The 26,911-nt window shown below is 63.7% G+C and carries 21 protein-coding genes; 14 read left to right on the forward strand and 7 right to left on the reverse strand.

What is annotated here, in order from left to right:
• Positions 1-68 precede the first annotated feature (68 nt).
• From CIW53_RS16975 to mddA, 3 genes are all read left to right on the forward strand, one after another.
• Positions 69-2,885, forward strand: coding sequence for a serine/threonine-protein kinase (locus CIW53_RS16975; RefSeq protein WP_149365911.1), 2,817 nt, complete (start codon positions 69-71; stop codon positions 2,883-2,885).
• Between the two features lie 166 nt (positions 2,886-3,051).
• Entirely contained in the window at positions 3,052-4,491 is a 1,440-nt protein-coding gene (locus tag CIW53_RS16980; RefSeq protein ID WP_197736692.1) for a hypothetical protein, read from the forward strand.
• 46 nt (positions 4,492-4,537) lie between these two features.
• On the forward strand, positions 4,538-5,317 hold the full coding sequence (mddA, locus tag CIW53_RS16985; RefSeq protein WP_149365912.1) for a methanethiol S-methyltransferase: 780 nt from the start codon (positions 4,538-4,540) through the stop codon (positions 5,315-5,317).
• A gap of 9 nt (positions 5,318-5,326) precedes the next feature.
• Here mddA and CIW53_RS16990 read toward each other — a convergent pair whose 3' ends face one another.
• From CIW53_RS16990 to CIW53_RS17000, 3 genes are all read right to left on the reverse strand, one after another.
• Positions 5,327-6,454, reverse strand: coding sequence for a sugar-transfer associated ATP-grasp domain-containing protein (locus CIW53_RS16990; RefSeq protein WP_149365913.1), 1,128 nt, complete (start codon positions 6,452-6,454; stop codon positions 5,327-5,329).
• Between the two features lie 182 nt (positions 6,455-6,636).
• Positions 6,637-7,407, reverse strand: coding sequence for a formate/nitrite transporter family protein (locus tag CIW53_RS16995; RefSeq protein WP_197736694.1), 771 nt, complete (start codon positions 7,405-7,407; stop codon positions 6,637-6,639).
• Positions 7,408-7,597: 190 nt separating this feature from the next.
• Entirely contained in the window at positions 7,598-8,716 is a 1,119-nt protein-coding gene (locus CIW53_RS17000) for a LuxR C-terminal-related transcriptional regulator (RefSeq protein ID WP_149365914.1), read from the reverse strand.
• Positions 8,717-8,805: 89 nt separating this feature from the next.
• On the opposite strand from CIW53_RS17000, the gene CIW53_RS17005 reads away from it, so the two are divergent.
• Positions 8,806-10,452: a tyrosinase family protein gene (locus CIW53_RS17005; RefSeq protein WP_149365915.1), complete on the forward strand. Its 1,647-nt coding sequence runs from the start codon at positions 8,806-8,808 to the stop codon at positions 10,450-10,452.
• Between the two features lie 132 nt (positions 10,453-10,584).
• Here the strand turns inward: CIW53_RS17005 and CIW53_RS17010 are convergent, their stop codons facing one another.
• From CIW53_RS17010 to CIW53_RS17020, 3 genes are all read right to left on the reverse strand, one after another.
• Complete coding sequence (locus CIW53_RS17010; RefSeq protein ID WP_149365916.1) at positions 10,585-11,790, reverse strand: acetyl-CoA C-acyltransferase; 1,206 nt, start codon at positions 11,788-11,790, stop codon at positions 10,585-10,587.
• Positions 11,791-11,907: 117 nt separating this feature from the next.
• Positions 11,908-14,295 (reverse strand): 3-hydroxyacyl-CoA dehydrogenase/enoyl-CoA hydratase family protein, encoded by a 2,388-nt coding sequence (locus CIW53_RS17015; protein ID WP_149365917.1) that lies wholly within the window; start codon positions 14,293-14,295, stop codon positions 11,908-11,910.
• A 40-nt stretch (positions 14,296-14,335) separates the two neighbouring features.
• Positions 14,336-14,998 carry a TetR/AcrR family transcriptional regulator gene (locus CIW53_RS17020; RefSeq protein WP_149365918.1) on the reverse strand — a complete coding sequence of 221 codons (663 nt, stop codon included), beginning with the start codon at positions 14,996-14,998 and terminating at the stop codon, positions 14,336-14,338.
• A gap of 182 nt (positions 14,999-15,180) precedes the next feature.
• Between CIW53_RS17020 and ndk the strand changes: the two genes are divergently transcribed.
• The 7 genes from ndk (at position 15,181) to der (ending at position 21,994) form a co-directional block, all read left to right on the forward strand.
• Positions 15,181-15,606, forward strand: a complete 426-nt coding sequence (ndk, locus tag CIW53_RS17025; protein WP_149365919.1) for a nucleoside-diphosphate kinase — start codon at positions 15,181-15,183, stop codon at positions 15,604-15,606.
• 28 nt (positions 15,607-15,634) lie between these two features.
• Positions 15,635-16,768, forward strand: coding sequence for a 23S rRNA (adenine(2503)-C(2))-methyltransferase RlmN (gene rlmN, locus CIW53_RS17030; protein ID WP_149365920.1), 1,134 nt, complete (start codon positions 15,635-15,637; stop codon positions 16,766-16,768).
• Entirely contained in the window at positions 16,758-17,546 is a 789-nt protein-coding gene (pilW, locus tag CIW53_RS17035) for a type IV pilus biogenesis/stability protein PilW (RefSeq protein ID WP_149365921.1), read from the forward strand. Before rlmN ends, pilW begins: the two co-directional genes overlap by 11 nt.
• The gene (locus tag CIW53_RS17040; protein WP_149365922.1) at positions 17,543-18,541 is read left to right on the forward strand and encodes a RodZ domain-containing protein; all 999 of its coding nucleotides are present in this window, start codon (positions 17,543-17,545) and stop codon (positions 18,539-18,541) included. Before pilW ends, CIW53_RS17040 begins: the two co-directional genes overlap by 4 nt.
• Positions 18,542-18,706: 165 nt before the next feature.
• On the forward strand, positions 18,707-19,357 hold the full coding sequence (locus tag CIW53_RS17045) for a tetratricopeptide repeat protein (RefSeq protein WP_149365923.1): 651 nt from the start codon (positions 18,707-18,709) through the stop codon (positions 19,355-19,357).
• Positions 19,354-20,568: an outer membrane protein assembly factor BamB gene (gene bamB, locus CIW53_RS17050; RefSeq protein ID WP_242451963.1), complete on the forward strand. Its 1,215-nt coding sequence runs from the start codon at positions 19,354-19,356 to the stop codon at positions 20,566-20,568. Before CIW53_RS17045 ends, bamB begins: the two co-directional genes overlap by 4 nt.
• A gap of 22 nt (positions 20,569-20,590) precedes the next feature.
• Positions 20,591-21,994 (forward strand): ribosome biogenesis GTPase Der, encoded by a 1,404-nt coding sequence (der, locus tag CIW53_RS17055; protein ID WP_149365924.1) that lies wholly within the window; start codon positions 20,591-20,593, stop codon positions 21,992-21,994.
• A gap of 61 nt (positions 21,995-22,055) precedes the next feature.
• Here der and CIW53_RS17060 read toward each other — a convergent pair whose 3' ends face one another.
• On the reverse strand, positions 22,056-22,625 hold the full coding sequence (locus CIW53_RS17060; RefSeq protein WP_149365925.1) for a GNAT family protein: 570 nt from the start codon (positions 22,623-22,625) through the stop codon (positions 22,056-22,058).
• 67 nt (positions 22,626-22,692) lie between these two features.
• On the opposite strand from CIW53_RS17060, the gene folD reads away from it, so the two are divergent.
• The 3 genes from folD (at position 22,693) to guaA (ending at position 26,897) form a co-directional block, all read left to right on the forward strand.
• Positions 22,693-23,547: a bifunctional methylenetetrahydrofolate dehydrogenase/methenyltetrahydrofolate cyclohydrolase FolD gene (gene folD, locus CIW53_RS17065; protein WP_149365926.1), complete on the forward strand. Its 855-nt coding sequence runs from the start codon at positions 22,693-22,695 to the stop codon at positions 23,545-23,547.
• Between the two features lie 177 nt (positions 23,548-23,724).
• Positions 23,725-25,182, forward strand: coding sequence for an IMP dehydrogenase (gene guaB / locus CIW53_RS17070; RefSeq protein WP_149365927.1), 1,458 nt, complete (start codon positions 23,725-23,727; stop codon positions 25,180-25,182).
• Between the two features lie 137 nt (positions 25,183-25,319).
• A complete protein-coding gene (gene guaA, locus CIW53_RS17075) occupies positions 25,320-26,897 on the forward strand; it encodes a glutamine-hydrolyzing GMP synthase (RefSeq protein ID WP_149365928.1) in 1,578 nt (525 codons plus the stop codon).
• The last annotated feature ends 14 nt before the right edge of the window (positions 26,898-26,911 follow it).

Consider the following 26,911-nt stretch of genomic DNA (forward strand, 5'->3'; position numbering starts at 1 on the left):
CGGCCGAGGTCGCAATTGGCGCACATCCGGGGTTTATCGAAGGCAGGCACGTCGGAGAGAAGTTCGTCATGGCATCCACACCGTCATTGCGCGAACTGTTCGAGGCCGCGCTCCCGCTGCCTGCCGCTGCGCGTGCGCAACTGCTGGCCGAACGTTGCCCGGACCCGTTACGGCGCGCGCAGATCGAGCGCATGCTGGCCGCCGACGCCATGGGCGACGACTTGCTGCCCACCGGCGATGCCGCCCGCGCCGCGCGGGTGATCGGCGACGCCAGTATTGCCGATGCCCTGCCGGCCGGCAGCTGCATAGGTCCGTTCACGCTGGTGGAGATACTTGGCGAGGGTGGCTCGTCCACCGTGTTTCGCGCGTTTCGCCAGGCCGATGGAGTGCGCCAGGAAGTCGCCATCAAGTTGCTGGCGCGCGGCTTGTACACAGTCGACGCGCAGCGCCAGTTTCGCCGCGAACGCGAGGCGCTGGCACGCCTGCGGCATCCGGGCATCGCGCGCCTGATCGAGGGCGGCATCACCGACGGCGGCCTCGCCTACATCGCGCTGGAGCTGGTCGACGGCGTGCCGATCACGCGTTACGCCTGCGGGCACGGCCTGGACCTGCGCCAGCGGCTGGTACTGTTCCTGATGGTCTGCCGTGCCGTCGAGACGGCGCATCGGGCGCTGATCGTGCATCGCGACCTGAAGCCATCCAATGTGCTGGTCACCCCCGAAGGCGACGTCAAGCTGCTCGATTTCGGCATCGCCAAACTGCTGGATGAGGACGTGACCGGCGCCATCCGTACCCAGCATCGCGCGCTCACGCCGGCCTATGCCGCGCCGGAACAATTTGCGCAGCAGCCGATCACCACCTCCACCGACGTGTACGCGCTCGGCATTCTGCTGGACGAGTTGATCACGGGGCGTCGTCGCGCCACCGGCGATACCACGACGCCATCGTCGCGGATCGATTCGGGGTCCGTCGCCACTGCCTACGGCGTGGCGCATGCGCCGGCCTCGGTGAGGCCGCTGCGGCGCAAGCTTCGCGGCGACCTCGACAACATCGTGTTGAAGGCTGTTGCCATCGAGCCGGAGCGCCGCTACGCCTCGGCTGGCGCGCTGGCCGAAGACATCGAGCGCCACCTGGATCGCCAGCCGGTATCGGCCCATCCGCCCTCGCGCTGGTATCGCACCAGCAAGTTCGTCGACCGCCATCGCGGCGGCGTGGTCGCCACGGCGGTGTTCATGCTCGCCATTCTGGTCTCGTTGTCGATCGCCCTGTGGCAGGCGCACGTCGCGCGGGAGCAGGCAGCGCGCGCCGACATGGCGCGAACTTTCGTCGAGAGCCTGTTTGCGCCGATCCGCTACGGGGTGGCCGCAACGAAACAGCCCAGCCTGGACGAACTGCTGGCACATGGCGTGGCGAAACTGGACAACTCGCCGCAGATGGACGACGGCAGCCGCGTGGACCTGCTGGCGATGTTTTCGCGCCTGTACGAGAACCTTGGCGATGCCGCGCAATCGCGCCGGCTGGCGAACCGGGCCGTCGCCTTGTCCGAGCGGGCGCTGGCGCCGTCCGACATCGAGGCGATCCGTGCGCTCACCGCGCGCGGCTACGCCGAGGTGCGCGCCGAAGACTACGCAGCCGGCGGCGCCGACCTTCGGCTGGCGCACCGGCGTCTGCTTGCGCAGGGGATCCATGGCGAAGCGCTGGTCGACCTGATCGGTCCGCTGGGCGCGGTCGAGAACAGCGAAGGGCACGGCGAAGCTGCACTGGATCTCGCCCGCGAAGCGCTGGCCGAGCGTATCGCCACCTGGGGGCCGGACGATCCGCGCGTCGGCATCGGCTACAACGACGTCGCCTCTGCGCTGGAAGGATTGGAGCGCTACGACGAGGCGATCGGGATGTGGCGCAAGACCTGGCAGTTCGAGCTGGCGCACTTCGGCTCGTCCAGCAATGAATCCACCCTGGCACTGGCCGGCTGGGCCTCGTCCGCGTATCGCGCCGGTCACTGGACACAGGCGCATGCGCTGTTCGCTAAGGCGCTGGCGATGTACGCGCGCAACGGCGGCCGGCTGCAGCTCACCCAGGTGTATGCGGCGCAGAAGGCCTGCGTGCTGGAAGGATTGCGGGCGGATCGCGCCAGCGCACAGGCGCGCTGCCGTCAGGCGCAGGCCTGGTCTGCCGGTGGCTTCGGTGCAGATAGTGCATTGCATGGAGATTCGCTGGAAGCCACCGCCTTTGGTGAAGTCGAAGCCGGCGATCTCGCCGGTGCGCGGAAATTGTTCGAAGCAGCACGCCAGCGATACGGCAGCGATCCGGCCAACCGCATGCGGATCGGTCGCGTGGACAGCGAACTGGCCGGCATCGCCTTGCTGGAAGGCCAGCCCGCGCTGGCGCGCGCGCTGCTGCCGGAAGCCATCGCCGGCCTGCGCACGCGCAAGTACCGGATGCCGCCACTGATCGCCGAGGCGCGCCTGCTACTGGCTTGCAGCCGATCTCCCGGGCCGCAGTGTCCGCAAGCCCTCCAGGCGACGGTCGATCGTGACCTTGCCGCGGTCGCGTCCCGCAGCGATCCGCAACTGCTGTGGGTGCACACGTTGCTGGCGCAGGTCGAGCTGGAACATGGCGAAGCAGGTCGGGCGAGAGCGCGACTGGCGGTGGCTATCCCGCGCGCCAGCCATGAATTGCCGGCGGCGCATCCGCGTCGGCTCGCGGCGCAGCTGTGGCTTGCGGTCGCCGCGGCCCGCAGCGGTGACTGCGCCTACGCCACCGCGCAGACAAAGGCCGTACGCGCGATCACCGAAGCCGCTGATCTCGCCTCGCATCCCGAGCTGGCCAGCGCCAGTGCGCTGTTGCGCCGGCCCATCGCGTCCTGCCGCGCTCTGCTGAACTGACCCTCATGAGTCGCCTCATGACAATCCGGGCGCTGGCAGCTGGCCTGCGCGCGCCGTGCCGCCACGCATGTCGCAGTTTGCCCATCGGCAGTGTTCTCCGTCATGCCACGACCGTATCGGCCGGGCAGGGCCTGAGGAACGCTCATCCAGCCATGGGGCAACCGTCATGTTCGATCACCGTTTCCGATTCACCACACGCCAGCGATTGGCAGCCACCCTCGTGACCTTGCTGCTGGTGGGCGTCGGCGCCACACACGCACAGCAGCCTGATCGCCAGCTCTCGCATGCCAGCCCGTTGACCACTGCCGACCCCTCCGGCTGGCTGCAAACCAGCACGCCCAGCGGCCGCATCGACAGCGCCAATCCCTTCTTCCAGAGCTTCGGCAGCAACGGCCGCTCGTGCGACTCCTGCCACCGCCAGGCGCAAGGCTGGACGGTCTCGCCCGACGAACTGCGCCAGCGTTTCGCCAGGACCAACGGCACCGATCCCATTTTTTCCCTGGTCGATGGCGCCGTGTCGCCAGTGGCCGATGTGTCCAATGTCTACGCCCGCCGCAGCGCCTACGCCATGCTGCTCAGCCGCGGACTGATACGCGTCGGCATGCCGATGCCGGCGAACGCCGAATTTCGCCTGACCAAAGTGGACGATCCCTACGGCTACGCCAGCGCGCGCGAGCTGTCGCTGTTCCGCCGGCCGCTGCCGGCGACCAACCTGATCTGGCTCACCGCCGTGATGTGGGACGGTCGCGAAACCTTCTCGCCGTTCAAGCCGCCGATGGATGCCGGCATCGATCTGGAAAACCTGCGGGTCAGCCTCGCCTCGCAGGCCCGCCATGCCATCCTTGGCCACGAACAGGCGGCCGCTGCGCCCAGCGACGCGGTCATCGCGCAGATCGTCGATTTTGAAATGCACATGGTTACCGCACAGGTCGACGACAACGGCGCGGGCCAGCTCAACAGCGACAACGCGATGGGCGGTGCCAACATCCTCGCCCAGCAACGCTTCTGGGTCGGCATCAACGACACCCTCGGCAACGACCCCACCGGCGACGCGTTCGACGAGAAGGCGATGCGCCTGTTCGACGACTGGAACGATCCCACCGCGCAGTTCCGCCGTGACCCGCGCGGCCTTGCACGTGCCGCCATCGCCCGCGGCGAGCAGTTGTTCAATTCGATGCCGATCGCCATCCGCGGTGTGGCCGGGCTCAACGACGTCACCGGCATGCCGGTGATCCACGGCAGCTGCAGCAGCTGTCACAACTCGCCCAACATCGGCAACCACTCGATGGCGCTGCCGGTCAACATCGGCGTCGCCGACGCCAGCCGGCGTACCCCGGACATGCCGCTCTACACACTGACCAACCAGATCACCGGCAAGTCGGTGCAAACCACCGATCCGGGCTTGGCCATGATCACGGGCAAATGGGCCGACATCGGCAAGTTCAAGGGCCCGATCCTGCGTGGCCTGGCCGCGCGCGCACCGTATTTCCACAACGGTTCGGCGGCCACCCTGGGCGACGTGGTCGACTTCTACAACACCCGCTTCAACATCCACATGAGCGGTCAGCAGAAACGCGACCTTGTGGCTTTTTTGTCGGCGCTGTGACGCGTGCCGGTAGAGCTTCCCTTTACCCTGACGGAGATGACCGATCATGCGTGCCTTGCTGACCCTCTGCTACGGCGTGCTCTGCTACGTCGTGTTCTTGCTGACGTTTCTCTACGCCATCGCTTTCGTGGGCGATTTTCTGGTACCCCGGACCCTGGATCAGCCACCGCCGGGCGGGCCGGCCTCGCTCGCGACATGGGTCATCGACGTGGTGCTGCTAGGACTTTTCGCCGTGCAGCACAGCGGCATGGCCCGTCAGGGCTTCAAGGCATGGCTGACGCGAAGGCTGTCCCCGGCGATCGAGCGCAGTACCTACGTACTGCTGTCCAGCCTGGCGCTGATCCTACTGTTCTGGCAGTGGCGGCCGTTGCCGGGCACGGTCTGGCAGGCGGAGCCCGGCTGGGGCTCCATGGCGCTGTACGCACTGTTCGCTTTCGGCTGGTTGCTGGTGCTCACGGGCACCTTCGTCATCAATCATTTCGATCTGTTCGGCCTGCGTCAGGTCTGGCTGTACGCACGCGGACAATCCTGCACGCCGCTGCCGTTCAAACAGCATTTCTTCTACCGCGTCGTGCGGCATCCGCTGATGCTCGGTTTCCTCATCGCGTTCTGGGCCATTCCGCACATGAGCGTCGGTCATCTGCTGTTTGCCGTGGCCACCACGGGCTACATCCTGATCGCGGTGAAGTTCCTCGAGGAGCGCGACCTGATCGCCGCGCACGGCTGCGACTACCAGCGTTATCAACGTGAGGTGCCGATGCTTTGCCCATGGCCGCGGCTACACGGCAAGGCATCCGAGCCGACGGCGAGAGTGCCGCAGCACTGAGCTCGGTCTTCAACGGACGCGTTTCGAATCGCGCCTGCCACACAGCTCCATAAAATGCTGTCTGAAACCCTGTTCGAGAACCATCAGACAGCCGGCGTCCCAGTCATCGTTGCCCTCGACGATGACTGGGCCATCGGTGGAGATGGCGACATCCCAACCGATCGAATGGATGTGCGGAAGGTATTCGTGCACTCGCTTGACCATGGCGATCGCTGCCGCGAATCGTGGCAACTCGAACCCGTCGAAGCGGGTGCCGCTGACCGGATGAACCGGAGTGCGCGCGCCCGTGCCAGGTTTGAAAAACCCGTCGCCGCGCAATTTTCCACGCTCGAGATCGATGCTGACGATCAGTCCGCCGGCAGCCCAGTTGTCGACATTGCCGGGTGGCACGCCGATACGCAAAACGCCATGCAACACGGCGGCCTCACCGTCGCTGCAGAATGAAATCAACCGCATGGTATTCACGGAACTGGCGTTCAACTGGCTCATCAGCGGATGTTGGTCGATGCGCTGCTGGAACAGGCACCGTCCTCTCAGGCGCCTGCGCAGCTCGTCCAGCGACACCGGCGTGTCCGCGACAAAAAGTCGGCCCCGATCGATCCGCAACGGAAACACGTCGGTGCCCTGCATGCCGGCCAGCGGCTTGCAGAAGCCATCGAGACCAGGCGCGTCGGCTTCGGCGAGGGCTTCCAGCGGAACGATTTCGTCGCGATCGAGCCATGTAATGCTTTCCCGATCCAGCAGGGCGAGGTTTTTCGGCGTCGGTATGCCAAGGCTCGACGCGAACTGGCCGAAAACGAACTTGTCCCGCAGCAAGCAGACATAGTTGTAAGTCGCCCCGTCCACGCGCAGGTTGCAGCGGTTTCGCATCCACTGAAACCGCCGATACGACATCAGGTCACGGCGGCGCGCGGATTTGAGGTCCAGCCCGTAGGCGTAATAGAAGTTGTTGGCCTCGCCGGTACGGATCAACCACCAGATCAGCTCGACGACTATCCTCGGCCTGCTTTTTCGCGGCGCCTCCGGCCAGTACGAACGCGACAGCCTCTCGTCAAACGCAAGTCCGAGAATGTCGCGTGTGGTCCGCGTTATGCGATTCAGAGCCGCGCGCGCTGATTTGGGTTTCGGCAAGGTCACTAAACGTTCACGGATGAGTGCCGGTTGTCGGTATTGTGATCCCTCATTTGTGTAAAGAATGAGTAGGCAGTTCGCACCGGCTACTCCGTGTCGCTGCGCACCTGGGCGTGGCTGATCAGGGCGTAGATCAAGCTGCCGCCGACGATGTTGCCGGCGAGAGTGGGCAGCGCGAAGGCGGTAACCTAATCGCCGAAAGCCAATTCTCCGGCGAACACCAGGTACAGCGTTTCAACCGAGCCGACGACGATGTGGGTGAAGCCGCCCAGCGCGATGAGGTATGTCACCAGGGTGATCGCGAGGATCTTGCTGCCTTCGGCAGCGGGCAGCAGCCATACCATGATGGCAATCAGCCAGCCGGCGAGAATGCCCTTGGTGAACATCTGCGAAGGTGTGTTGTGCATCAGTTCGCGACCGATCGCGAGGAAGGCGTTCTGGTTCTCCTCGTCGAACTGGTCCAGATGCAGGACGCCCCACGCGAACAGGGCGACCCCGACAAGATTGCCTGCGAACACGATGGCCCACATGCGCAGCAATCGGCCGAGGGCGCGCAGGCGCGGATCAGTCATGACGGGCAGCACGGCGATCATGGTTATTTCGGTGAATAGTTGCTGCCGCGCCAGGATGACCACGACGAAGCCGAACGGATAACCCAGGCTTTCCAGCAGGAATGCGCCCGGCATGCCGGCGAGATGGCGGTGCAGCAGACCGCGCGCCAGCATGGAAAAACCCATTGACAGGCCAGCCGCGAGCGCGGACAGGCTCAACGCGGCGAAGCCTCGGCTGAGCTCCTGCTCGCCTTCACGGCGGATCACCTCATGCAACACCGCGGCGCGTGGTTGCCGCTTCTCCTCGACTTCGCCCTGTTCGTCGCCCGACAGCGAGAAGCCGTTGGCCGCACCGGCCGGGCGGCGAGAGGATTCTTTGGCGCGATCTTCGTCTTGCTGCGCGCTCATGCTCGGCTCCGCCGCAGCCCGCGCGGTGGCGAGATGCTGGGCCGGCTGATGCGTTCGGCGCGTACAAGGGAGAGCGGATCATCGAGCTTCGCCTTCACCGCAATGCCTGGCAAGAAGTACGTTGTCGTAGTGATACGGCGCCGATCTCCTTTGTCCTCGTCCGCCGGTCGCCGCTACAGGCGAATCATTCTTACGCAGGCGAGAGCCGCAGCAGCACCCGCATAAGCTCGGCCTGCCGTCGGGTCTGCGTCTTGTCGAAGAGCGATCGCAGCTGGGTACGCACGGTGTTGATGGTGACGCCGCCTTGCTCGGCGGCCTGGGAAAGTGACATTCCCTGCATCAGCCATTGCGCCAGTTGCGCCTCGGCGCTGGTAAAGCCCCATTGGCGCTGCAACTCTTCGCCGAGCGATGCGGTGCTGCCCGAGGCCACGGTCTTGACGAAAGCAATCACGCGCGTGTCGTATTGCGACCAGTGCGTGCCCGCCACCATGCCGGCGGGGCAGAACTTCAGCGTACCGGCGAGCACGCCGTCGGGGCCGTGCAATTGCTGGATGAGCGGCCGGCTCTCAATGTTGGCGCAAAGCTGGGGGAGGGTTCGTCGCAGTCGTTGTTCGTCCGCCGGCCAATACAGGTGCAGGCGACCGTCGGGGCGGCGTGCGAACAGGCGGTCGGCTTCCATCTGCAGGGCCGTGCTGTTGCAGAACTGCAATTGCCCTTCGGCATTGAGCAGCAACACGCCATCGGTCAATTGATCCAGCGCGGCGTGGAAGTTCCGGCTTTCATGATGCAGCCAGCCAAGGCGCTGTTGCAGCGCGTAGGCGTTGCAGAGATGCGGCAATAGCGATCGCGCCAGCTCGCACTCGTGTTCGTCGTAATACCCGGTTTGCCAATCCCGGTTGATGGTGAGCAGCGCGAGATCGTTCGGCCCTTGCGCATGCATGCACAGCGCCATGCCATGGCCGATGCCTGCGTCGTGCATGAACTCGGCGTAGTAGCGGGTGTCCCTCAGTTCGGGCTCGCCCATCAGCCCGCGGTCGTCGGCAATCCCCTCCAGCAGCAACCTGCTGGCGCCGCGCTCGAACCAGGGGTGCTCGTAGGACAGCGTGGGATGGAGTGCCATCAACCTGGGTGGCAGGCCGATGGCAGTCATCAGTCGCCCGTGCCTGTGGGCGTGATCGTGGATTTGCACCGAAACGACATGGGAGCGAAACACCTGCGCGATGAGCGCAAGGAAAGGGGTCCAATCCGGCGCACGCAAATCCATGCCGTAGAGGGCATCGATCAACTGCGTGCTGCGCCGGCGGTCCAAGGGCGACCCTCCGCGGCCATTCCGTTCTTCGCGTCATCCGTTTGGATGATGACGGGGCAAAAACCTAGCAGTAGAAAGATAGCCAAGGCGTGAAGCGGCCGCGCCCGCGACGAGGGGTGACGCGCCAGGACAATCGGGGCGTTGCCGCAGATGCGGTCGTTCAATCAGCGTTGCACGTGTGTGCCGGTTTGCGCAGCAAAGAGCTGCGCAACTCGGCACGCGCCATTCGGATCACAGACTCCTCACATGGCCGGCCTGAGGCTCTCTGCGGGCGTTTGATTTTCACGGTGCTGTCGGCTTGGCGAAATTCGAAGATGGAGAAAAACATGATTTCCCGAAGGCGTTTTCTGCAGTCATCGCTCACAGCAGCGCTGGTTCCACTCTTGCCACGCGTGTCTCTCGGCGCCACTGGGGCGCTGCGCTACCGGCCTGAATGGTCCACTTTCTGCGCGATGCCGATGTTTCAGGACTACCTTGCTGCGATAAGTGCCATGAAGGCCAATACCAATGCATCCGATCCGAATAGCTGGAATTACTGGGTGAATGTCCACAAGGATTTCTGCCCGCATCGCGTCGCATATTTTCTGGCCTGGCATCGCGGCTTTCTGTTTCGGTTCGAAGCGCAAGTGCGAGCAGTGTCGGGAAACCCTGATTTGGTAATTCCCTATTGGGACTACTACACCAATCCGGTGATGCCGATCGAATTCACCGATACCACATCACCGCTCTACATCGCCAATCGTCAAAACACGGACGTGACCAATGCGCTCAGCCTCGATCCGTTTGCTCCCACGGTCACCAATTTTCAACGCGGCCTGACCAATGCCTTCGAGACGACCTTGGAGACCTTGCCCCACAATCCGGTGCACAATCTTATAGGCGGTGCGATGGGGGCTGTCACGGTTTCCCCGAGAGACCCGATCTTCTGGGTTCACCATGGCAACATCGACCGTCTGTGGGCTGCGTGGTGCAATGCTGGCGGTGGGCGAACCATGCCCCCTTCGACGGACCCCTATTGGGCGGGATCTTTCAACTACGGCCCCGGGGTTCCGACCATAAAGCGCGTCTGGACAATCTCGGACTCAGTCCTGCGCTACCAATACGACAACGAGACCATGCCAATGGCTCTGCCCGTGATATCGGTTCCGCCGCAGCCAGCGGCGATCACCCTGCAGGCGCTTTCGTCCACGCCGCAGGGTGCGCTTGCCGTATCCCTGGGAGGTGGGCAACGGCTGGCGCTGGATGAGAAGTCGGTCAGCGTCGCTGTACCCCTTGGTGTGACGGATCGCAACCAGGTCCGCTCGTTGCTGCTCAAACAGGCCGCCACGAAGGTGCAAGCCCCGATCGACAATTCCCTGCAGGTCGTGCTGGATGGTGTCCGCTTGACCGAACTCGGCAAGAAGGGCGGTTATTTCTACAAGATCTATATCAACCTTCCCGCGCAGGCGGGGACGTCCCAGCCCGAAACGAAGTACCTGCTGGGCACTGTGGGGTCGTTCGAGATCACCGGCATGTTGAATCACATGGCGATGAGTGGCATGCCCATGGCCAAAGCCAGCGACGGTGTCCGGATTGCTTACCCGGCCACCGATGCGCTGGCGCGGATCGCGCCCGGAAACCTCGACAGGCTGACCATCTCCTTCGTTCGTGTCGATGGCAGCGGCAGGCCGGCGAAAGGCACGGTGATCACCGTGAGGGAATTCAGAGTGGAGACCACCAACCCGACGGCCCGGTAAGCATCGTCGACGCAATTGCCACCGCCACGTCATCGGTTCCTGGCCAGGCGATCATGAAAAAACGGCGACGCCGATGCGGCGCCGCCGTCTTTGTTTCACATGAGTGGATGCTCGACGTGCGTGAGGTGATCCTCAGAGCGCCTCGAAAACGCCCGCCGCGCCCATGCCGGTGCCGATGCACATTGTCACCATGCCGTACTTCTGCTTGCGCCGGCGCATGCCGTGCACCAGCGTGGCGATGCGCACCGCGCCGGTCGCACCGAGCGGGTGGCCAAGCGCAATCGCGCCGCCAAGCGGGTTGACCTTGCTCGGGTCGAGTTTGAGGTCACCCATCACGGCGAGGGCCTGGGCGGCGAAGGCTTCGTTGAGTTCGATCCAGTCGAGCTGATCCTGGCTGATGCCGGTCTGCTTGAGGGCTTTCGGGATGGCTTCCCTCGGGCCGATGCCCATCACTTCCGGCGGTACGCCGGCGACGGAGAAGCCGACGAAGCGGGCCAACGGCTGAAGGTTGTATTCCTTGATGGCTTTTTCGCTGGCGAGCAGCACGGCACCGGCGCCGTCGGACATCTGGCTGGAGTTGCCGGCGGTGACGGTGCCGCCGAACTGGCCGTTGCGGAACACGGTCTTCAGCTTGCCCAGCACTTCCAGCGTGGTGCCGGCGCGCGGGCCTTCGTCGGCGGTGATGTTGCGGCTGTCGGTGACGATCTGGCGGGTGGCGAGGTTGGGGTAGTGGTCGTCCAATGCGAACGGGCTGATCTCGTCGTTGAATTCGCCGGCGGCCTGGGCGGCCAGTGCGCGGCGGTGGCTTTCCACCGAGAACGCGTCCTGCTGCTCGCGGCTGATTTTCCACTTCTTCGCCACGTTCTCGGCGGTGATGCCCATGCCGTAGGCGATGCCGATGTTCTCATCGTTGAAGATGGCCGGGTTCATCGCGATCTTGTGGCCCATCATGGGCACCATGCTCATGCTCTCGGTGCCGCCGGCAAGCATCAGGTCGTCCAGGCCCAGGCGGATGCGGTCGGCGGCCATCGCCACCGACTGCAGGCCGGAGGAGCAGAAGCGGTTGACGGTGACGCCGGGCACGGTGTGCGGCAGGCCGGCCAGCAGCAGGCCGATGCGCGCCACGTTCATGCCTTGCTCGGCCTCGGGCATGGCGCAGCCGATGATGACGTCGCCGATCTGGTGCGGGTCGATGCCGGGCGCCTGCGCCATCACGGCGCGGATCACGTGGGCGAGCATGTCGTCCGGGCGGGTGTAGCGGAACACGCCGCGCGGGGCCTTGCCGACCGGGGTGCGGGTGGCGGCGACGATGTAGGCGTCTTGCACTTGCTTGGTCATGGTCTTCAATCCTTAATGGAGCAACCTGCCATCTCTTCGGTCGTCATACCCGCTTTCGCGGGAATGACGCCGCGTAGGGAGTCGGGTTGTCTCTGAAAATTGGGAGCAGGGCGCGGATCAGTTCCTGAGCGGCTTGCCGGTAGTCATGGTGTGGGCGATGCGGGCCTGGGTCTTCTCGGTTTTGGCCAGCTCCACGAAGTGCTTGCGTTCCAGCGCCAGCAGCCATTCCTCGTCAACGGTCGAGCCACGTTCGATGACGCCGCCGCACAAGGTGTCGGCGATGCGCCTGGCGATCTCCACGTCGTGTTCGGAAGCGAAGTAACCGGCCTGAAGGTTGGCCAGCGAGGCTTTGAATGTGGCGGTGCCGACGTCGCCGGCGACCGGAATGGCGCGCTGGTACAGCGGCGGGCGGTAGCCGGTTTCGGCCAGTGCGTTGGCCACCTGCTTGGCGACGTAGAGCAGTTCGTAGGTATTGAACACGACCACGTCGCTGTCGCGCAGCAGGCCCATGTTCTTCGCTTCGATCGCGCTGGGCGAAACCTTGGCCATTGCCACGGTCTCGAATACCTTCTTCAGTTCCTCGAATGGGTCGTTCGGGTTGGCTTTCGCCGCGCGCACGGCCAGTTCGTGCAGGCCGCCGCCGGCCGGCAGCAAGCCGACGCCGGCTTCGACCAGGCCGAGATAGCTCTCGAGCGCGGCAACCGTCCGGGCGGAGTGCATCTGGAATTCGCAGCCGCCGCCGAGGGCGAGGCCACGCACGGCAGAGACCACCGGCACCAGCGAATGCTTGATGCGCATGCTGGTGCGCTGGAAGTTGGCGACCATCTTCTCGAAGTCGTCGAACTTGCCGTCCTTCAGCAGACCCAGTGCGCCCTTGAGGTCGGCGCCGGCGGAGAACGGTTCGCTGGTCTGCCAGATCACTACCGCCTTCAACTTCTCTTCGGCGACGCCGATCGCGTGCTGGATGCCGTCGAGCACGTGATCGTTGACCGTATGCATCTTGGTCTTGAACGAGAGGATGCCGATGCCGTCGTCGCCCAGCGTCCACAGGCGCACGCCGTCGTTTTCCCAGACGGTGGTGCCCTGGTCGAACTTCTCGCCGAGGATCGGATCGGGGAACAACTGGCGCTTGTACACCGGATGCTGGGAGCGGGGCTTGTCGGCATGGGCGCTGGCGGAGTACGAGCCGTCTTTCGAATGGACGCCTTTACGGCCGTCGGTGACCCATGCCGGCAGCGGGGCCTTGCTCATCGCCTTGCCAGCGACAATGTCTTCGTTGATCCAGCCGGCCACCTGTTGCCAGCCCGCGGCTTGCCAGGTTTCGAACGGGCCGAGTTTCCAGCCGTAGCCCCAGCGGATCGCGAAGTCGACGTCGCGGGCGGTGTCGGCGATGTCGGCCAAGTGGTAGGCGGTGTAGTGGAACAGGTCGCGGAAGGTGGCCCACAGGAACTGCGCCTGCGGATCGTTTGATGCGCGCAGCTTGCCGAACTTCTCGGCCGGATCCTTGATCGCCAGGATCGCGGCGACTTCATCCGACGGCTTCTGCTCGGACGGGCGATAGTCCTGCTTCGCCACGTCCAGCACCACGATGTCCTTGCCAGCCTTCTTGTAGAAGCCGGCGCCGTTCTTCTGGCCCAGTGCGCCCTTTTCAATGAGCCCGGCCAGCCACACCGGCGCCTTGAAGTATGCGTGCCACGGATCGTCAGGCAGGGTGTCGGCCATGGTCTTGATGACGTGGGCCATGGTGTCCAGGCCGACCACGTCGGCGGTGCGGTAGGTCGCACTTTTCGGGCGGCCGACAGCCGGACCGGTCAGTGCGTCCACGGTGTCGAAGCCGAGCTTGAACTGCTCGGTGTGATGCATGGTGGCCAGCATCGAGAACACGCCGATGCGGTTGCCGATGAAATTTGGCGTGTCGCGGGCGATCACCACGCCCTTGCCGACGGCGGTGACGAGGAAGGCTTCGAGGCCGTCCAGCACGTTTTTGTCGGTGAGCCGGGTCGGGATCAGCTCGACCAGGTGCATGTAGCGCGGCGGGTTGAAGAAGTGCACGCCTGAGAAGCGATGGCGCATTTCTTCCGGCAGCGCCTCGGCCAGGGCGTTGATCGACAAGCCGGAGGTGTTGGAGGCGATGATCGCGGTCTCCGACAGGTGGCCGGCGATTTTCCTGTAGAGGTCGAGCTTCCAGTCCATTCGCTCGGCGATCGCCTCGATGACCAGGTCGACATCCTTCAGATGGTCGAGATCGTCGTCGTAGTTGGCCGGAATGATCGCGGCGGCAAGGCTCTTGTCGGCCAGCGGGGCAGGCGACAGCTTGGACAGGTTGGCGATGGCTTTCAGCGCGATACCGCTTTTCGGGCCTTCTTTCGCGGGCAGGTCGAACAGCACGGTTTCGACGCCGGCGTTGGTCAGGTGCGCGGCGATCTGCGCGCCCATGACACCGGCGCCCAGCACGGCGGCCTTGCGGATACGTAGTGCCGATGTGGATGAGGATGCAGCGGTCATTGGCTTCTCCGGGGATGCAAAAGAGGGTGGGGCAGGTGACTCAAGGGTGGCTGAGCCCGGCGACGGCGAAACGGATCAGGTGTTGCGCGATCTGCTCGCGGTGAACCTGTTCGCTGACTTCGCTCTTGCGCTGGATCATGCCGAAGCCGGACATGGCATGGGTCAGCGCGCCGGTGACCAGGTCGATCCGCCAATACAGTTCGGGCTTGTCCAGCTGGGGCAGCAGGCGGGCGAACTCGGCGGTGAACTGGCGCATGACGTGGCCGTAATTCTCGGAAAGGAACTGGCGCAGGGTGTCGTCATGCTCGGCGAATGCCCGCGCCAGCACGCGCATGAACAACGAACCGTTGTCGTCGTGCGACAACTCCAGCGCGGGGCGGATGTAAGCTTCCAGCACGTCTTCCAGGGTGGTGCCCGCGGCGCCGGAGACTTTGGCCAGCGCCTTCAGTCGGCTGGCGTTCAGCGCGTCCAGGCGGCGCCTGAATACTTCTTCGACCAGCTTTTCCTTTGAACCGAAGTGGTAATTGACCGCCGCCAGATTGACCCCTGCAGCCGCAGTCAGTTGGCGCAGCGAAGCGCCGTCGAAGCCGCGTTGGGCAAACAGGACTTCGGCGGCGCCGAGTATCCGTTCCTTGGTTGAGCCGGAGCTGTTCACGGGCGGGCATCCATCGGCGGAAGGAAGTTCAAACGATCGTTTGAGCATACGCGGACAGCTTTGCGCCCGTCAAACAATCGACAGTTGCAAACATCGGGCGACTTGCGTATGAGTTAGAATCTGTCAAACTTTCGTGAGCTAAAGCCTCATTCCCTGTGAGGTTTAGTTCATCTGCCGGCCCGAGCCGGCCATCATCCTTTCCTTAATCGGTTTTCCCGGAGCAGACCCGTATGGCGCTGGAGCGCACCCTTTCCATCATCAAGCCCGACGCCGTTGCCAAGAACGTCATCGGTGAAATCTACGCACGCTTCGAAAAGGCCGGCCTCAAGATCGTCGCCGCCAAGATGAAGCAGCTGTCGCGCAAGGAAGCCGAAGGCTTCTACGCGGTGCACCGCGAGCGTCCGTTCTTCAAGGCGCTGGTCGACTTCATGATCTCCGGTCCGGTCATGATCACCGCGCTCGAGGGTGAGAACGCCGTGTTGGCTCATCGCGATCTGATGGGCGCCACCAATCCGAAGGAAGCCGCACCGGGCACGATCCGCGCCGACTTTGCCGATTCCATCGACGCCAATGCCGTACATGGCTCCGATGCGGTCGATACCGCCAAGGTGGAGATTTCGTATTTCTTCGCTGCGACGGACGTGTTGTCGCGCTGAGCGATTCAATAGTTGTGAGGCATGCGTTGTGAACCAGGTCGTTGTGAATCCTCCTGCCAAGGTCAATCTGCTCGATTTCGATCGCCAGGGTTTGCGTGATTTCTTCACGCAGATCGGCGAGAAGCCGTATCGCGCCGAGCAGGTGATGAAGTGGATCTACCACGACCTGGAAGACAACTTCGAAAACATGACCGACGTGGGCAAGGCGCTGCGCGCCAAGCTCACCGAGGTTTGCTACATCGGCGCGCCGAAGACCTTGCTGGACAAGGCCGCCACCGACGGCACCCACAAGTGGCTGCTGGGCATGGACAGCGGCAACGCGATCGAGACGGTGTACATCCCCGAACCGACCCGCGGTACCTTGTGCGTGTCCTCGCAGATCGGTTGCGCGCTGAACTGCAGTTTCTGCTCGACTGGCGCGCAGGGCTTCAACCGCAACCTGTCCACCGCCGAAATCATCGGCCAGGTGTGGGTGGCGGCGAAGCATCTGGGCAACGTCACCCACCAGAACCGCCGCATCACCAATGTGGTGATGATGGGGATGGGCGAACCGCTGGCCAATTTCGAGAACGTGGTGCGTGCGATGAAACTGATGCGTGACGACCTCGGCTTCGGCCTGGCCGCCAAGCGCGTCACCCTGTCCACCGCCGGCATGGTGCCGCTGATCGATCAGTTGTCCGACGCCATCGACGTGTCGCTGGCAGTATCGCTGCATGCGGCCAACGACGAACTGCGCACCGAGTTGGTGCCGATCAACAAGCGCTATCCGATCGCCGAGCTGCTGGCGGCCTGCCAGCGCTGGGTCGCGCGCAAGCCGCGCACCTCGATCACCTTCGAATACACCTTGATGAAGGGCATCAACGACCGGCCCGAGCACGCCCGCCAGCTGATCAAGCTGATGCGCAAGCTGCCGACCTGCAAGGTCAATCTGATTCCGTTCAATCCATTTCCCGGCACCCGCTACGAGCGCTCAGACGCGAATGACATCCGCGACTTCCAGACGCAGTTGCTGAATGCCGGTGTATTGACCATGCTGCGGCGTACGCGCGGCGACGACATCGATGCGGCTTGCGGCCAGTTGGCCGGGCAAGTCACCGATCGCACCCGACGCAGTGCCGACTTGCGCAAACGTCAGGACGAGGGGGCAGTGCATGCGCTTTGACCGGATACTGATCTTCAGCCTGTGGCTGCCGCTGGCCGGTTGCGTCACTACGCAAACCAACAGCAGCGCACTTGGCAAGAGCATGCCGCAGACCAGCAAGGCCGAGCAGGCTGTGGATGCCGCGCGCATCCATACCGAGCTGGCCCAGCATTATCTGGCCAATGGCGACTTGCAGACGGCATTGCAAAAATTGACCACGGCGCTGAAATTCGACCCTGACTATGCGCCCGCGCACACCGTGATGGCCGTGGTGTACGAGAAGATCAACCGTCCGGCCGACGCCGAGCTGCACTACCGCAAGGCTGTCGAGCTCGAGCCGACCAAGGGTTCGCCGAACAACAATCTCGGCCAGTTTCTCTGTTCCGTCGGCAAGTTTGCCGAGGCGCAGACGTATTTCCGCAAGGCGGTGGCCGATCCATTTTATCCGACCCCGGATGTCGCCCTGACGAATGCCGGCGTATGCCAGCTGCGTGGCAAGGACGTGGCCGGCGCCGAAACGAGTTTTCGTGACGCTATCGCGCGTAATCCGAATAACGCGGAGGCACTCTTTCAGCTTGCCAATGCGCTCTATCTGAATAAGGATGTGTTTCGCGCCAGGGCTTTCATCCAGCGATTCGATGCGCTGGGCAAGCCGACTGCCGCATCGCTCAAGCTCGGCCACGATATAGAAACCAGTCTGGGCAACCCGGAAGGTGCCCTTGCTTACACCAAGCGATTGCAAGCCCAGTTCCCGGATTCGGAGCAGGCGCACGCTCTTGACACTGCCGCCAGCCCATGACTTCCATGCAGCCCCAGCCGCCTGAGCAGATTTCGAGCGAATCCGGCGTCCATTTGCTCGACATCGACGGTCCGTCCACAGCACCCCACGGTGTGAGTTTCGGCAGTCGACTGCATGCGGCACGTGAAGCCCGTGGACTGGACCTGGAAACCTGCGGGCACACCCTGAAATTGCCGGCCCGCGTATTGCGCCAACTGGAGCGCGACCAGTACGACGGCATCGACTCGAAGATCTACCTCGGCAGCTATATCGGCAAATACGGGCGTTACCTGGGCATCAATGAGGCCTCGATCCAGGTGGAGCTCGATCGCATCAGGCAGATCGAATCACCGCTGGTGGCGACAGGCGGCATCTCGCATTCACGCTTTCTGCTGGATCGCTATGCCACTGCAGCCACCTATGTGGTGCTGACCGCGGTGATCGTGGTCCCGATGATCTGGCTGGGTGTTCGCGGAACGCTGGATCGGGATCTCAGCCATCTCGCCCCACTGGATGCCGCTCCGGTAGCGCAGGTTGACGCGTCGACAAGCAACGATGCGGCAACGGCCTCCTCCGTTTTGACCAGCAAGGTGGCGTCTTTGGTGCCGCCGCAAGTTGCCCCGGTACAGGTCCCGGATCAGGAACAGCCATTGATGGCCTCGATGGCGCCGTTTCCGAATCTGGATGGCGGCCTGTCGGCTGCCAAGCCTGCGGTCGCTGCCGCCTCGGCGGCCCGGTCCGGTGACGACCACAGCCTGGGCCTCAACCTGACGGCTGCCAGCTGGGTCGAGATCCTCGATCACGACGGCACACGCCTGGAATACGGCCTGCTGCCTGCCGGCAGCAACAAGGTCTATCACAGCGATCAGCCGCTGGATGTGCGTATCGGCAATGCCAATGGTGCGCAGGTCAGCATCGATGGCCAGCCGATCGAACTGGAAGACTTCCGGCACGCCAATGTCGCGCATTTCCGCGTGCAGATGCAGGATGGCAAGGTCTCCGCGGCCAGCCTTTGACAGCGGCGCCACGCCGCTCGAACCTGCCATTTCGGTTATGCTTGCCCATTGTCCGCTCGGCAACCAGCGGACGTGATCGGCCGGATGTAATCGGCTTCTCCTTTTGTTTACCGCGTTGGCTTGTGCACGCGCCTGTGGGTGTGCGGCCTTTTGAAGGGTTATTGCATGGCATTCGAAGAATACGACAACTACGAACAGAGCGAACTGGTTCAGAAATGGCTGCGCGAAAACGGTCTGTCGATCGTCGTTGGAATCGCCATCGGCCTGGTGGGCATCTTCGGTTGGCAGCAATGGCGCGCGCATCAGGCCCGACATGAAAGCGAAGCATCCGAGCTCTATCAGCAGGTGCAGACCGCATTGGCTTCCAGCAAGCCGGATGCCGCCTCGAAGCTGACCGATCAGTTGAAGAAGGATTACGCCAAATCGCCGTTCACGATGTTTGCCGTCAGCGATCAAGCTGTCCAGCAAGTACGCGCCAAGCAGTTGGACAAGGCCGAGACGTCGCTGGAATGGGCCGAAAGCCACGCGGCCGATCCGGCCCTGAAGTCGTTGACCCTGCTGCGCATCGCCCAGGTGGAACTGGCTCGCGACAACGGCAAGGCGGCCTTGGCTACGCTCGATCGCATTCCCGCCGACAGCTACAAGGGCATGGCACAGGAACTCCGCGGCGATGTGCTGGTCAAGCTTGGGCGTTCGGACGAAGCACGCAAGGCCTATCAGACAGCCTTGTCGGTCTTGAGCGAGGAGGCGCCGCAGCGCGGTGCCTTGCAGATGAAACTCGATGATTTGGCCGTGGCCGGGAAGCAGGGTGCATGAAACCTGAAATGATGAAACGCGTCTTGCTGACGGCGACGCTGACCTCCCTGGTGGCCCTTGCCGGCTGTCATTCGTTCAAGAAGGAAAACGTCCAGCCGCCGACGCCGCTGGCCAAGGATTTCACCCCTACCGTGCAGGTGACCCGTCTTTGGCGCACCAGCGTGGGCGACGGTGCCGGCGACAGTGGCGCACGCCTTCGCCCGACGGTTGTCGACAACGTGCTCTATGCCGACAGCACCGACGGCAAACTGGTGGCGATCGATGCCACCAACGGCAAGACCCTGTGGTCGAAAAGTTCGAGAACCCACGGCTGGTTCGGCTGGGGCGACAAGAAGCGCAAGGACGCCATGTATGCCGGTGGCCCTGCCGTCGATGGCGACCTGCTTGCCGTAGGAACCCTTGACGGTCACGTCTACGGCGTCAATGCGAAGGACGGCAGCCCGCGCTGGGATGTGGAATTGAATGCTGAGGTTCTCGCCTCGCCGGCCATTGCCGGTGGCCTGGTGGTGGTTCGTACCGAGGACGGTCGCGTTTACGGCCTGGACGCGGCCACCGGTGCGCGCCGCTGGGTATACGACGAGAGCGCCGTGCCACTGCTCAGTCTGCGCGGCAACGGTGGCCTGCTGCTCGCCAATGGCGTGGTTTTCCTCGGCAGCGACGATGGCAAGCTCATTGCCTTGCGCATGGACAATGGATCGAAGCTATGGGAGCAAAAGCTCTCCAGCGGCGAGGGTCGTACCGAAATCGATCGTCTGAACGATGTCGACGGAAGCATTCTGCTTGATGGCAGCGTGCTCTATGGCGTCGCCTATCATGGCAATTTGGTGGCCGTCGATGGTCCCAGTGGACGGCCAATCTGGGCGCATCCGTTCTCGAGTTTCGGCTCGGTGGCGTCCAATGGCAGCGCGATCTACGGCGTCGACGATCAATCCCGGGTCTGGGCGTTCGACAAGAGCGGCGGCGCCGACATGTGGAAGAACGAGGCGCTGAAATACCGTTGGTTGACCAGCCCCGCCGTACAGGGGGATTACGTCGTGGTCGGTGACGTGGAAGGCTACGTGCACTGGCTGCAGACCGGCGATGGCGCGCTGGCGGCACGCGAACGGTTGTCGAAGAAGGCGATTCGCGCCCAGCCGCTGGTCGTCGGCGATACCGTCTACGTGGAAGACATCAAGGGCCGGATCGGCGCTTATCGTCTGTCCGCGCACTGATCGCCGGAACGAAGCCCTCATCATGCTGCCCGTTGTCGCGCTGGTTGGTCGTCCGAATGTCGGTAAATCGACCCTTTTCAATGTACTGACCCGCAGCCGCGACGCCTTGGTGGCCGACATGCCGGGCGTTACCCGCGATCGCCACTACGGCGTCTGCCGCAGTGGCGATAGGCCGTTCGTGGTGGTCGACACCGGAGGCTTGTCCGGCGTCGAGGACGCCATGGACGTGCTGACTGCCAGGCAGGTTCGCCTGGCGATCGACGAGGCCAACGTGCTGGTGTTCGTGGTCGATGCGCGCGAGGGGTTGCTGCCGCAGGATTACGTCATCCTGGGCGAGCTTCGCCGCAGCGGCAAGACCATCATCGCCGCGGTCAACAAGACCGACGGACTGGAAGAAGAGGCGGTGCTGGCTGAATTTTCGGCGTTCGGCGTCGGCCGGATCCTGCCGCTGTCCGCCGCCCACAATCGCGGCACCGGCGACCTGATCGGGATGATCCTGCCGTTGTTGCCGACCGACGAGGAAAGCGCGACTGAGGCGGAAGGCGAGGGCGACAGCATCCGCGTTGCCATCGTCGGCCGTCCGAATGCGGGCAAATCGACCTTGATCAACCGCCTGCTGGGCGAGGACCGGCTGATCGTCTCCGACGTGGCCGGTACCACCCGCGACCCGATCCGGGTTCCGCTGGAACGCGATGGCAAGCGCTACACGCTGATCGACACCGCAGGCATCCGTCGCAAGGCGCGGGTGGAGGAGGCGGTGGAGAAATTCAGTGTCATCAAGACGCTGCAGTCGATCGCCGCGGCCCAGGTCGTGGTGGTGATGATCGACGCCCGCGAGAACCTGGCCGACCAGGACCTCACCCTGATCGGCTATGCGATGGACGAGGGCAGGGCGCTGGTGATCGCCATCAACAAGTGGGATGGCCTGGATCAATACCAGCGCGACGAATGCATGCGCGCACTGGATCGTCGGCTGGTGTTCGTCGACTGGGCCAAACAGGTGCATATTTCGGCGTTGCACGGTTCGGGCCTGCGTGAACTGATGCGTGCAGTAGTGCGTGCACATGCCTCGGCGACCAAGGTGCTGGTGTCGTCGGATCTCACCAAAACGCTGGAGAAAGCCTACGAAAGCTACCAGCCGCCACTGGTGCATGGTCATTCACCGAAGCTGCGTTTTGCGCATCCGGGTGGCAGCAATCCACCCACCATCGTCATACACGGCACCCGCACCAAACATATTGCCCCGGCCTATCAACGCTATCTCGAAAACTTCTTCCGCAAGCGCTACAAGCTCGAAGGCACGCCGATCCGGATCGCCTTCCGCGAAGGCGAAAACCCTTATGCCGGGCGAAAGAAAGTGTTGACCAAGGAGCAGGAGCAGAAGGCGCGGCGAAGGGTCAGCGAACTGATCAAGCGTACGCGTTGATTCGCCTTGTCGGCATGACGATGCAGTACCGACCGATCGCCGGGTTGCGTCATGCAACAAGTCAGCGCAGGTCTTCCGGCACAAGCCCGTACACCGCGGCATCGTGGGGTTGTTCGCGCACGCACAAGCGGTGACGGGAGATGCCTTCGAACCGGGCGCCGATTTTTTCGGCCGTACGCAGGCTTGGCCGGTTGTCAGTCAGGACGACGATCTCGATCCTGGCCAGGCCCAGCCACTGGAAACCGAAACCCGCCACCAGCCGACTCGCCGCTGTGGCCACGCCTTGCCCTTGGCGTGACTGGCGCACCCAGTAACCCATATTGGCGCTGCGATGCAGCCGGTTGCGCTGGTTGAGTCCGGCGCCGCCAAGCAGTTCGCCCGTGGTCGCGTCGAACACCGGAAACGCAAAATGTTCGCCCGAAAGCCAGCCAGTTTGGCAGTACGCGATCCATGCGGCGGCATCGTTCCGGCTGTAATCGGCATGACACCAGGGTAGCCAGAGACCCACCCCGGTTATCGACTCGCGGACAGCATCGAACAGGGCGACCGCGTCGCGATCCTGCCAGGGACGCAGATGCAATCGACCGTCGGCCAGTTCCAGCGTGATCGGGGGGATATCGTCCGTGCTCATGCGTGCCCATCGTTTGTACACATCATGCCGAGCCGCGATAATGGGTAATCTTCGGCATGGCATCAACATGAGCGCACGCATCCTCGACGGCAAACGCATCGCACAGGAACTGCTGGCCCGGGTGGGATTGCGTGTTGCCGAGCGGGTGGCGCAAGGGTTGTCTGCTCCCGGGCTGGCGGTGGTGCTTGTCGGCAACGACGCAGCCTCGTCGGTATACGTACGCAACAAGCGCAAGGCCTGCCAACAAGTCGGCTTTCGCTCGTTCGGCTACGACCTGCCGGCAGACACGACCCAGCAAGAACTCCTGGCGCTGATCGACCGGCTCAACGCCGACGCCGACGTGCACGGCATCCTGGTGCAGTCGCCACTGCCGGAACATATCGACGAGGACGCGCTGGTCGATCGGATCGATCCGGGCAAGGACGTCGATGGTTTCCAGGCGATCAACGTGGGGCGTCTCGCATTGCGTCGTTTCGGCCTGCGCCCGTGCACGCCCAGGGGCGTGATGACGCTGCTCGGCCACACCGATCGTCCGGTGCGTGGCCAGCATGCGGTGGTGGTAGGGGTGTCCAACCACGTCGGACGGCCACTGGTGCTGGAACTGATGATCGCCGGTTGCACCACCACATCCTGCCATCGCTTTACCCGTGACCTGGAGAGCTTCGTCCGTCAGGCCGACATCGTGATCGTCGCGGTGGGCAAGCCCGGACTGGTCAAGGGTGAATGGATCAAGCCCGGTGCGGTGGTGATCGACGTGGGCATCAATCGGCTTGATGACGGCAGGCTGGTCGGCGACGTCGAATTCGCCGCAGCCGCCGAACGTGCCAGCTGGATCACGCCGGTCCCCGGCGGGGTAGGCCCGATGACGGTGGCCACCCTCATGGAAAACACGCTGGAAGCAGCCGAAGCGCGGAGATCGTAGGGGAACGCTCGCGCCTTGTAGTGGGGCGGACGCTTGTCCGCCGGCTCTGCCTGATGCCAATTGCGTGAGGATGAGCCCATCCGTTTACGCCGGTGTTGCCGCGGTATTCAGCTGCATGGCTGGCGAGCCTCACGGCAGGGCGCGTATAATCCCCTCTTTGCAGCGGGACTTTATCGCATGCGTATCCTCGCCGAGGCCCTGACCTACGACGACGTCTACCTTGTTCCGGGCCATTCCATCGTGCTGCCGCGCGACGTGGATACCTCAACGCGGTTCACCCGCGGCCTGCGCCTGAACATCCCGATCGTCTCCGCTGCCATGGACACGGTCACCGAAGCCCGCCTCGCCATCACCATGGCGCAAAACGGCGGCATCGGCATCATCCACAAGAACATGACCGCCGAGCAGCAGGCTGCCGAAGTGCGCCTGGTCAAGAAGTTCGAAGCCGGCGTGATCCGCAGCCCGATCACGGTGGGCCCGGACACCTCGATCCGCGAAGTGCTGCGGCTGACCCATGCGCACAACATCTCCGGCGTACCGGTGGTCGACGGCAGCAAGCTGGTAGGCATCGTCACCAGCCGCGACCTGCGCTTCGAGCGCAAGCACGACGACCCGGTGCGCAACATCATGACCCGCCAGGAGAAGCTGGTGACCGTGCATGAGGGCGCCAGTCAGGACGACGTGCTGTTGTTGCTGCACAAGCACCGCATCGAGAAAGTCCTGGTGGTCAACGACGCGTTCCAGTTGCGCGGGCTGATCACCGTAAAGGACATCCAGAAGGCGCGCGACAACCCGCACTCGGCGAAAGACCGCAACGAAGCCTTGCTGGTCGGTGCCGCGGTCGGTGTCGGCGGCGACACCGAGCAGCGCGTCGCCGCGCTGGTCGATGCCGGCGTCGACGTGCTGGTGGTCGACACCGCACATGGCCATTCGCAGGGCGTGATCGAACGCGCCGGCTGGGTCAAGAAGCACTATCCGCAGGTGCAGGTGATCGCCGGCAACATTGTCACCGGCGAAGCGGCGCGCGCGCTGCTTGACGTGGGCGTGGACGCGGTCAAGGTGGGCGTGGGCCCCGGCTCGATCTGCACCACCCGCGTGGTCGCCGGTGTCGGCGTACCGCAGATCACCGCGATCGACATGGTCGCCACCGCACTGAAGGACGAGATCCCGCTGATCGCCGACGGCGGCATCCGCTATTCCGGCGACATCCCCAAGGCACTGGCCGCTGGCGCGTCCACGGTAATGCTCGGCTCGATGTTCGCCGGCACCGAGGAATCACCTGGCGAAGTGGAGCTGTTCCAGGGCCGCTCCTACAAGAGCTATCGCGGCATGGGCTCGATCGGTGCCATGCAGCTCGGCTCGAAGGATCGCTACTTCCAGGACGAGGCGGACGCCGACAAGCTGGTGCCCGAGGGCATCGAAGGCCGCGTGCCGTACCGTGGCCCGCTGCGCAACATCATCCACCAGCTGATTGGCGGCCTGCGCGCGTCGATGGGTTATCTGGGCGCAGCCACGATCGACGATGTGCGCAACAAGGCACAGTTCGTCAAGGTGACCTCCGCCGGCGTCACCGAAGCGCATCCGCACGATATCCAGATCACCAAGGAAGCGCCGAACTATCGGCTGAACTCCTGAGTGCAGGGAATGGGGAATCGCGAATGGGGAATCGTTGAAAGCGGCTCTCCCTCTTGCCGGTTTTCCCATATGCGCCGGGTACGAAACGAACCGGCTGTTCCATTCCCGATTCCCCAATCCCGATTCCCGGCCATGCAATGACCAACATCCATTCCGACAAGATCCTGATCCTCGACTTCGGCGCGCAGTACACGCAACTGATCGCGCGGCGGGTACGCGAGCTTGGCGTGTACTGCGAAATATGGGCGTGGGATCATGACCCGGCCGAGATCGCCGCGTTCGGCGCCAAGGGCATCATCCTGTCCGGTGGTCCGGAATCGACCACGCTGGCCGGCGCGCCGAAAGCCCCGCAGCAAGTATTCGATTCGGGCCTGCCGATTCTCGGCATCTGCTACGGCATGCAGACCCTGGCCGCCCAGCTCGGCGGTGCCACCGAAGCAGCTGATGCCCGCGAGTTCGGCCATGCCACGGTGGACATCGCCGCAGTCAGTCGTCTGTTCGATGGCCTCAGCGATCATGCCGACAGTCACAAGCTCGACGTGTGGATGAGCCACGGCGACCACGTGTCGAAAGCGCCACCGGGTTTCGTCGTCACCGGCACCACCGATCGCATCCCGGTCGCGGTGATGGAGAACGAGGACAAGCGCTGGTACGGCGTGCAGTTCCACCCGGAGGTGACCCACACGAAGCAGGGCAGTGCGCTCCTGAAGCGTTTCATCACCGAGATTTGCGGCTGCGCCATGCTGTGGACGGCGGCCAACATCATCGACGACCAGATTGCCCGTGTACGCGCGCAGGTCGGCGACGATCACGTGCTGCTGGGCCTGTCCGGTGGCGTCGATTCCTCGGTGGTTGCCGCGCTGCTGCACAAGGCAATCGGCGACCGGCTGACCTGCGTGTTCGTCGATACCGGCCTGCTGCGCTGGCAGGAAGGCGACCAGGTGATGGCCACCATGGCCGAGCATATGGGCGTCAAGGTGATCCGCGTCGACGCCGCGGACCGCTACTTCAAGGCGCTCGAAGGCACGGCCGATCCGGAAGCCAAGCGCAAGATCATCGGCGGCCTGTTCGTGGAGATCTTCGACGAGGAGTCGGGCAAGATCACCGCGGATGGCAGCAAGGTGAAATGGCTGGCGCAGGGCACCATCTACCCTGACGTGATCGAGTCTGCCGGCAGCAAGACCGGCAAGGCCCACGTCATCAAGAGCCACCACAACGTCGGTGGCCTGCCGGCGCACATGAAGCTGAAGCTGGTCGAACCGCTGCGCGAACTGTTCAAGGACGAGGTGCGTCGCATCGGCGTGGAGCTTGGCTTGCCGCGGGCCATGGTCTATCGCCATCCGTTCCCGGGTCCGGGTCTTGGCGTGCGCATCCTCGGCGAGGTAAAGCGCGAATATGCCGAGCTATTGGCCCAGGCCGATGCGATCTTCATCGATGAACTGCGCAAGGCCGACCTCTACGACAAGACCAGCCAGGCGTTTGCGGTGTTCCTTCCCGTGAAGTCGGTGGGCGTGGTCGGCGATGCGCGAGCCTACGAATGGGTGATCGCGTTGCGCGCCGTGGAGACCATCGACTTCATGACCGCGCACTGGGCGCATTTGCCCTATGACTTCCTCGGCAAGGTTTCCAATCGAATTATCAATGAATTACGAGGTGTTTCTCGCGTAGTCTACGATATCAGCGGCAAGCCACCGGCCACGATCGAGTGGGAATAGAAAATCAACCACTT

Source organism: Rhodanobacter sp. T12-5 (assembly GCF_008329435.1).
GTDB lineage: Bacteria > Pseudomonadota > Gammaproteobacteria > Xanthomonadales > Rhodanobacteraceae > Rhodanobacter.

Coding starts and splice junctions, on each gene's coding strand:
- der (WP_149365924.1), top strand. CDS start 20,591: ATGCTGCCCGTTGTCGCGCTGGTTGGTCGTCCGAATGTCGGTAAATCG.
- CIW53_RS17010 (WP_149365916.1), bottom strand. CDS start 11,790: ATGACCAAGCAAGTGCAAGACGCCTACATCGTCGCCGCCACCCGCACC.
- ndk (WP_149365919.1), top strand. CDS start 15,181: ATGGCGCTGGAGCGCACCCTTTCCATCATCAAGCCCGACGCCGTTGCC.
- guaB (WP_149365927.1), top strand. CDS start 23,725: ATGCGTATCCTCGCCGAGGCCCTGACCTACGACGACGTCTACCTTGTT.
- bamB (WP_242451963.1), top strand. CDS start 19,354: ATGAAACCTGAAATGATGAAACGCGTCTTGCTGACGGCGACGCTGACC.
- CIW53_RS17045 (WP_149365923.1), top strand. CDS start 18,707: ATGGCATTCGAAGAATACGACAACTACGAACAGAGCGAACTGGTTCAG.
- CIW53_RS16975 (WP_149365911.1), top strand. CDS start 69: ATGGCATCCACACCGTCATTGCGCGAACTGTTCGAGGCCGCGCTCCCG.
- CIW53_RS16980 (WP_197736692.1), top strand. CDS start 3,052: ATGTTCGATCACCGTTTCCGATTCACCACACGCCAGCGATTGGCAGCC.
- CIW53_RS16995 (WP_197736694.1), bottom strand. CDS start 7,407: ATGAGCGCGCAGCAAGACGAAGATCGCGCCAAAGAATCCTCTCGCCGC.
- CIW53_RS17060 (WP_149365925.1), bottom strand. CDS start 22,625: ATGAGCACGGACGATATCCCCCCGATCACGCTGGAACTGGCCGACGGT.
- mddA (WP_149365912.1), top strand. CDS start 4,538: ATGCGTGCCTTGCTGACCCTCTGCTACGGCGTGCTCTGCTACGTCGTG.
- CIW53_RS17015 (WP_149365917.1), bottom strand. CDS start 14,295: ATGACCGCTGCATCCTCATCCACATCGGCACTACGTATCCGCAAGGCC.
- folD (WP_149365926.1), top strand. CDS start 22,693: ATGAGCGCACGCATCCTCGACGGCAAACGCATCGCACAGGAACTGCTG.
- guaA (WP_149365928.1), top strand. CDS start 25,320: ATGACCAACATCCATTCCGACAAGATCCTGATCCTCGACTTCGGCGCG.
- CIW53_RS17040 (WP_149365922.1), top strand. CDS start 17,543: ATGACTTCCATGCAGCCCCAGCCGCCTGAGCAGATTTCGAGCGAATCC.
- CIW53_RS17020 (WP_149365918.1), bottom strand. CDS start 14,998: ATGCTCAAACGATCGTTTGAACTTCCTTCCGCCGATGGATGCCCGCCC.
- pilW (WP_149365921.1), top strand. CDS start 16,758: ATGCGCTTTGACCGGATACTGATCTTCAGCCTGTGGCTGCCGCTGGCC.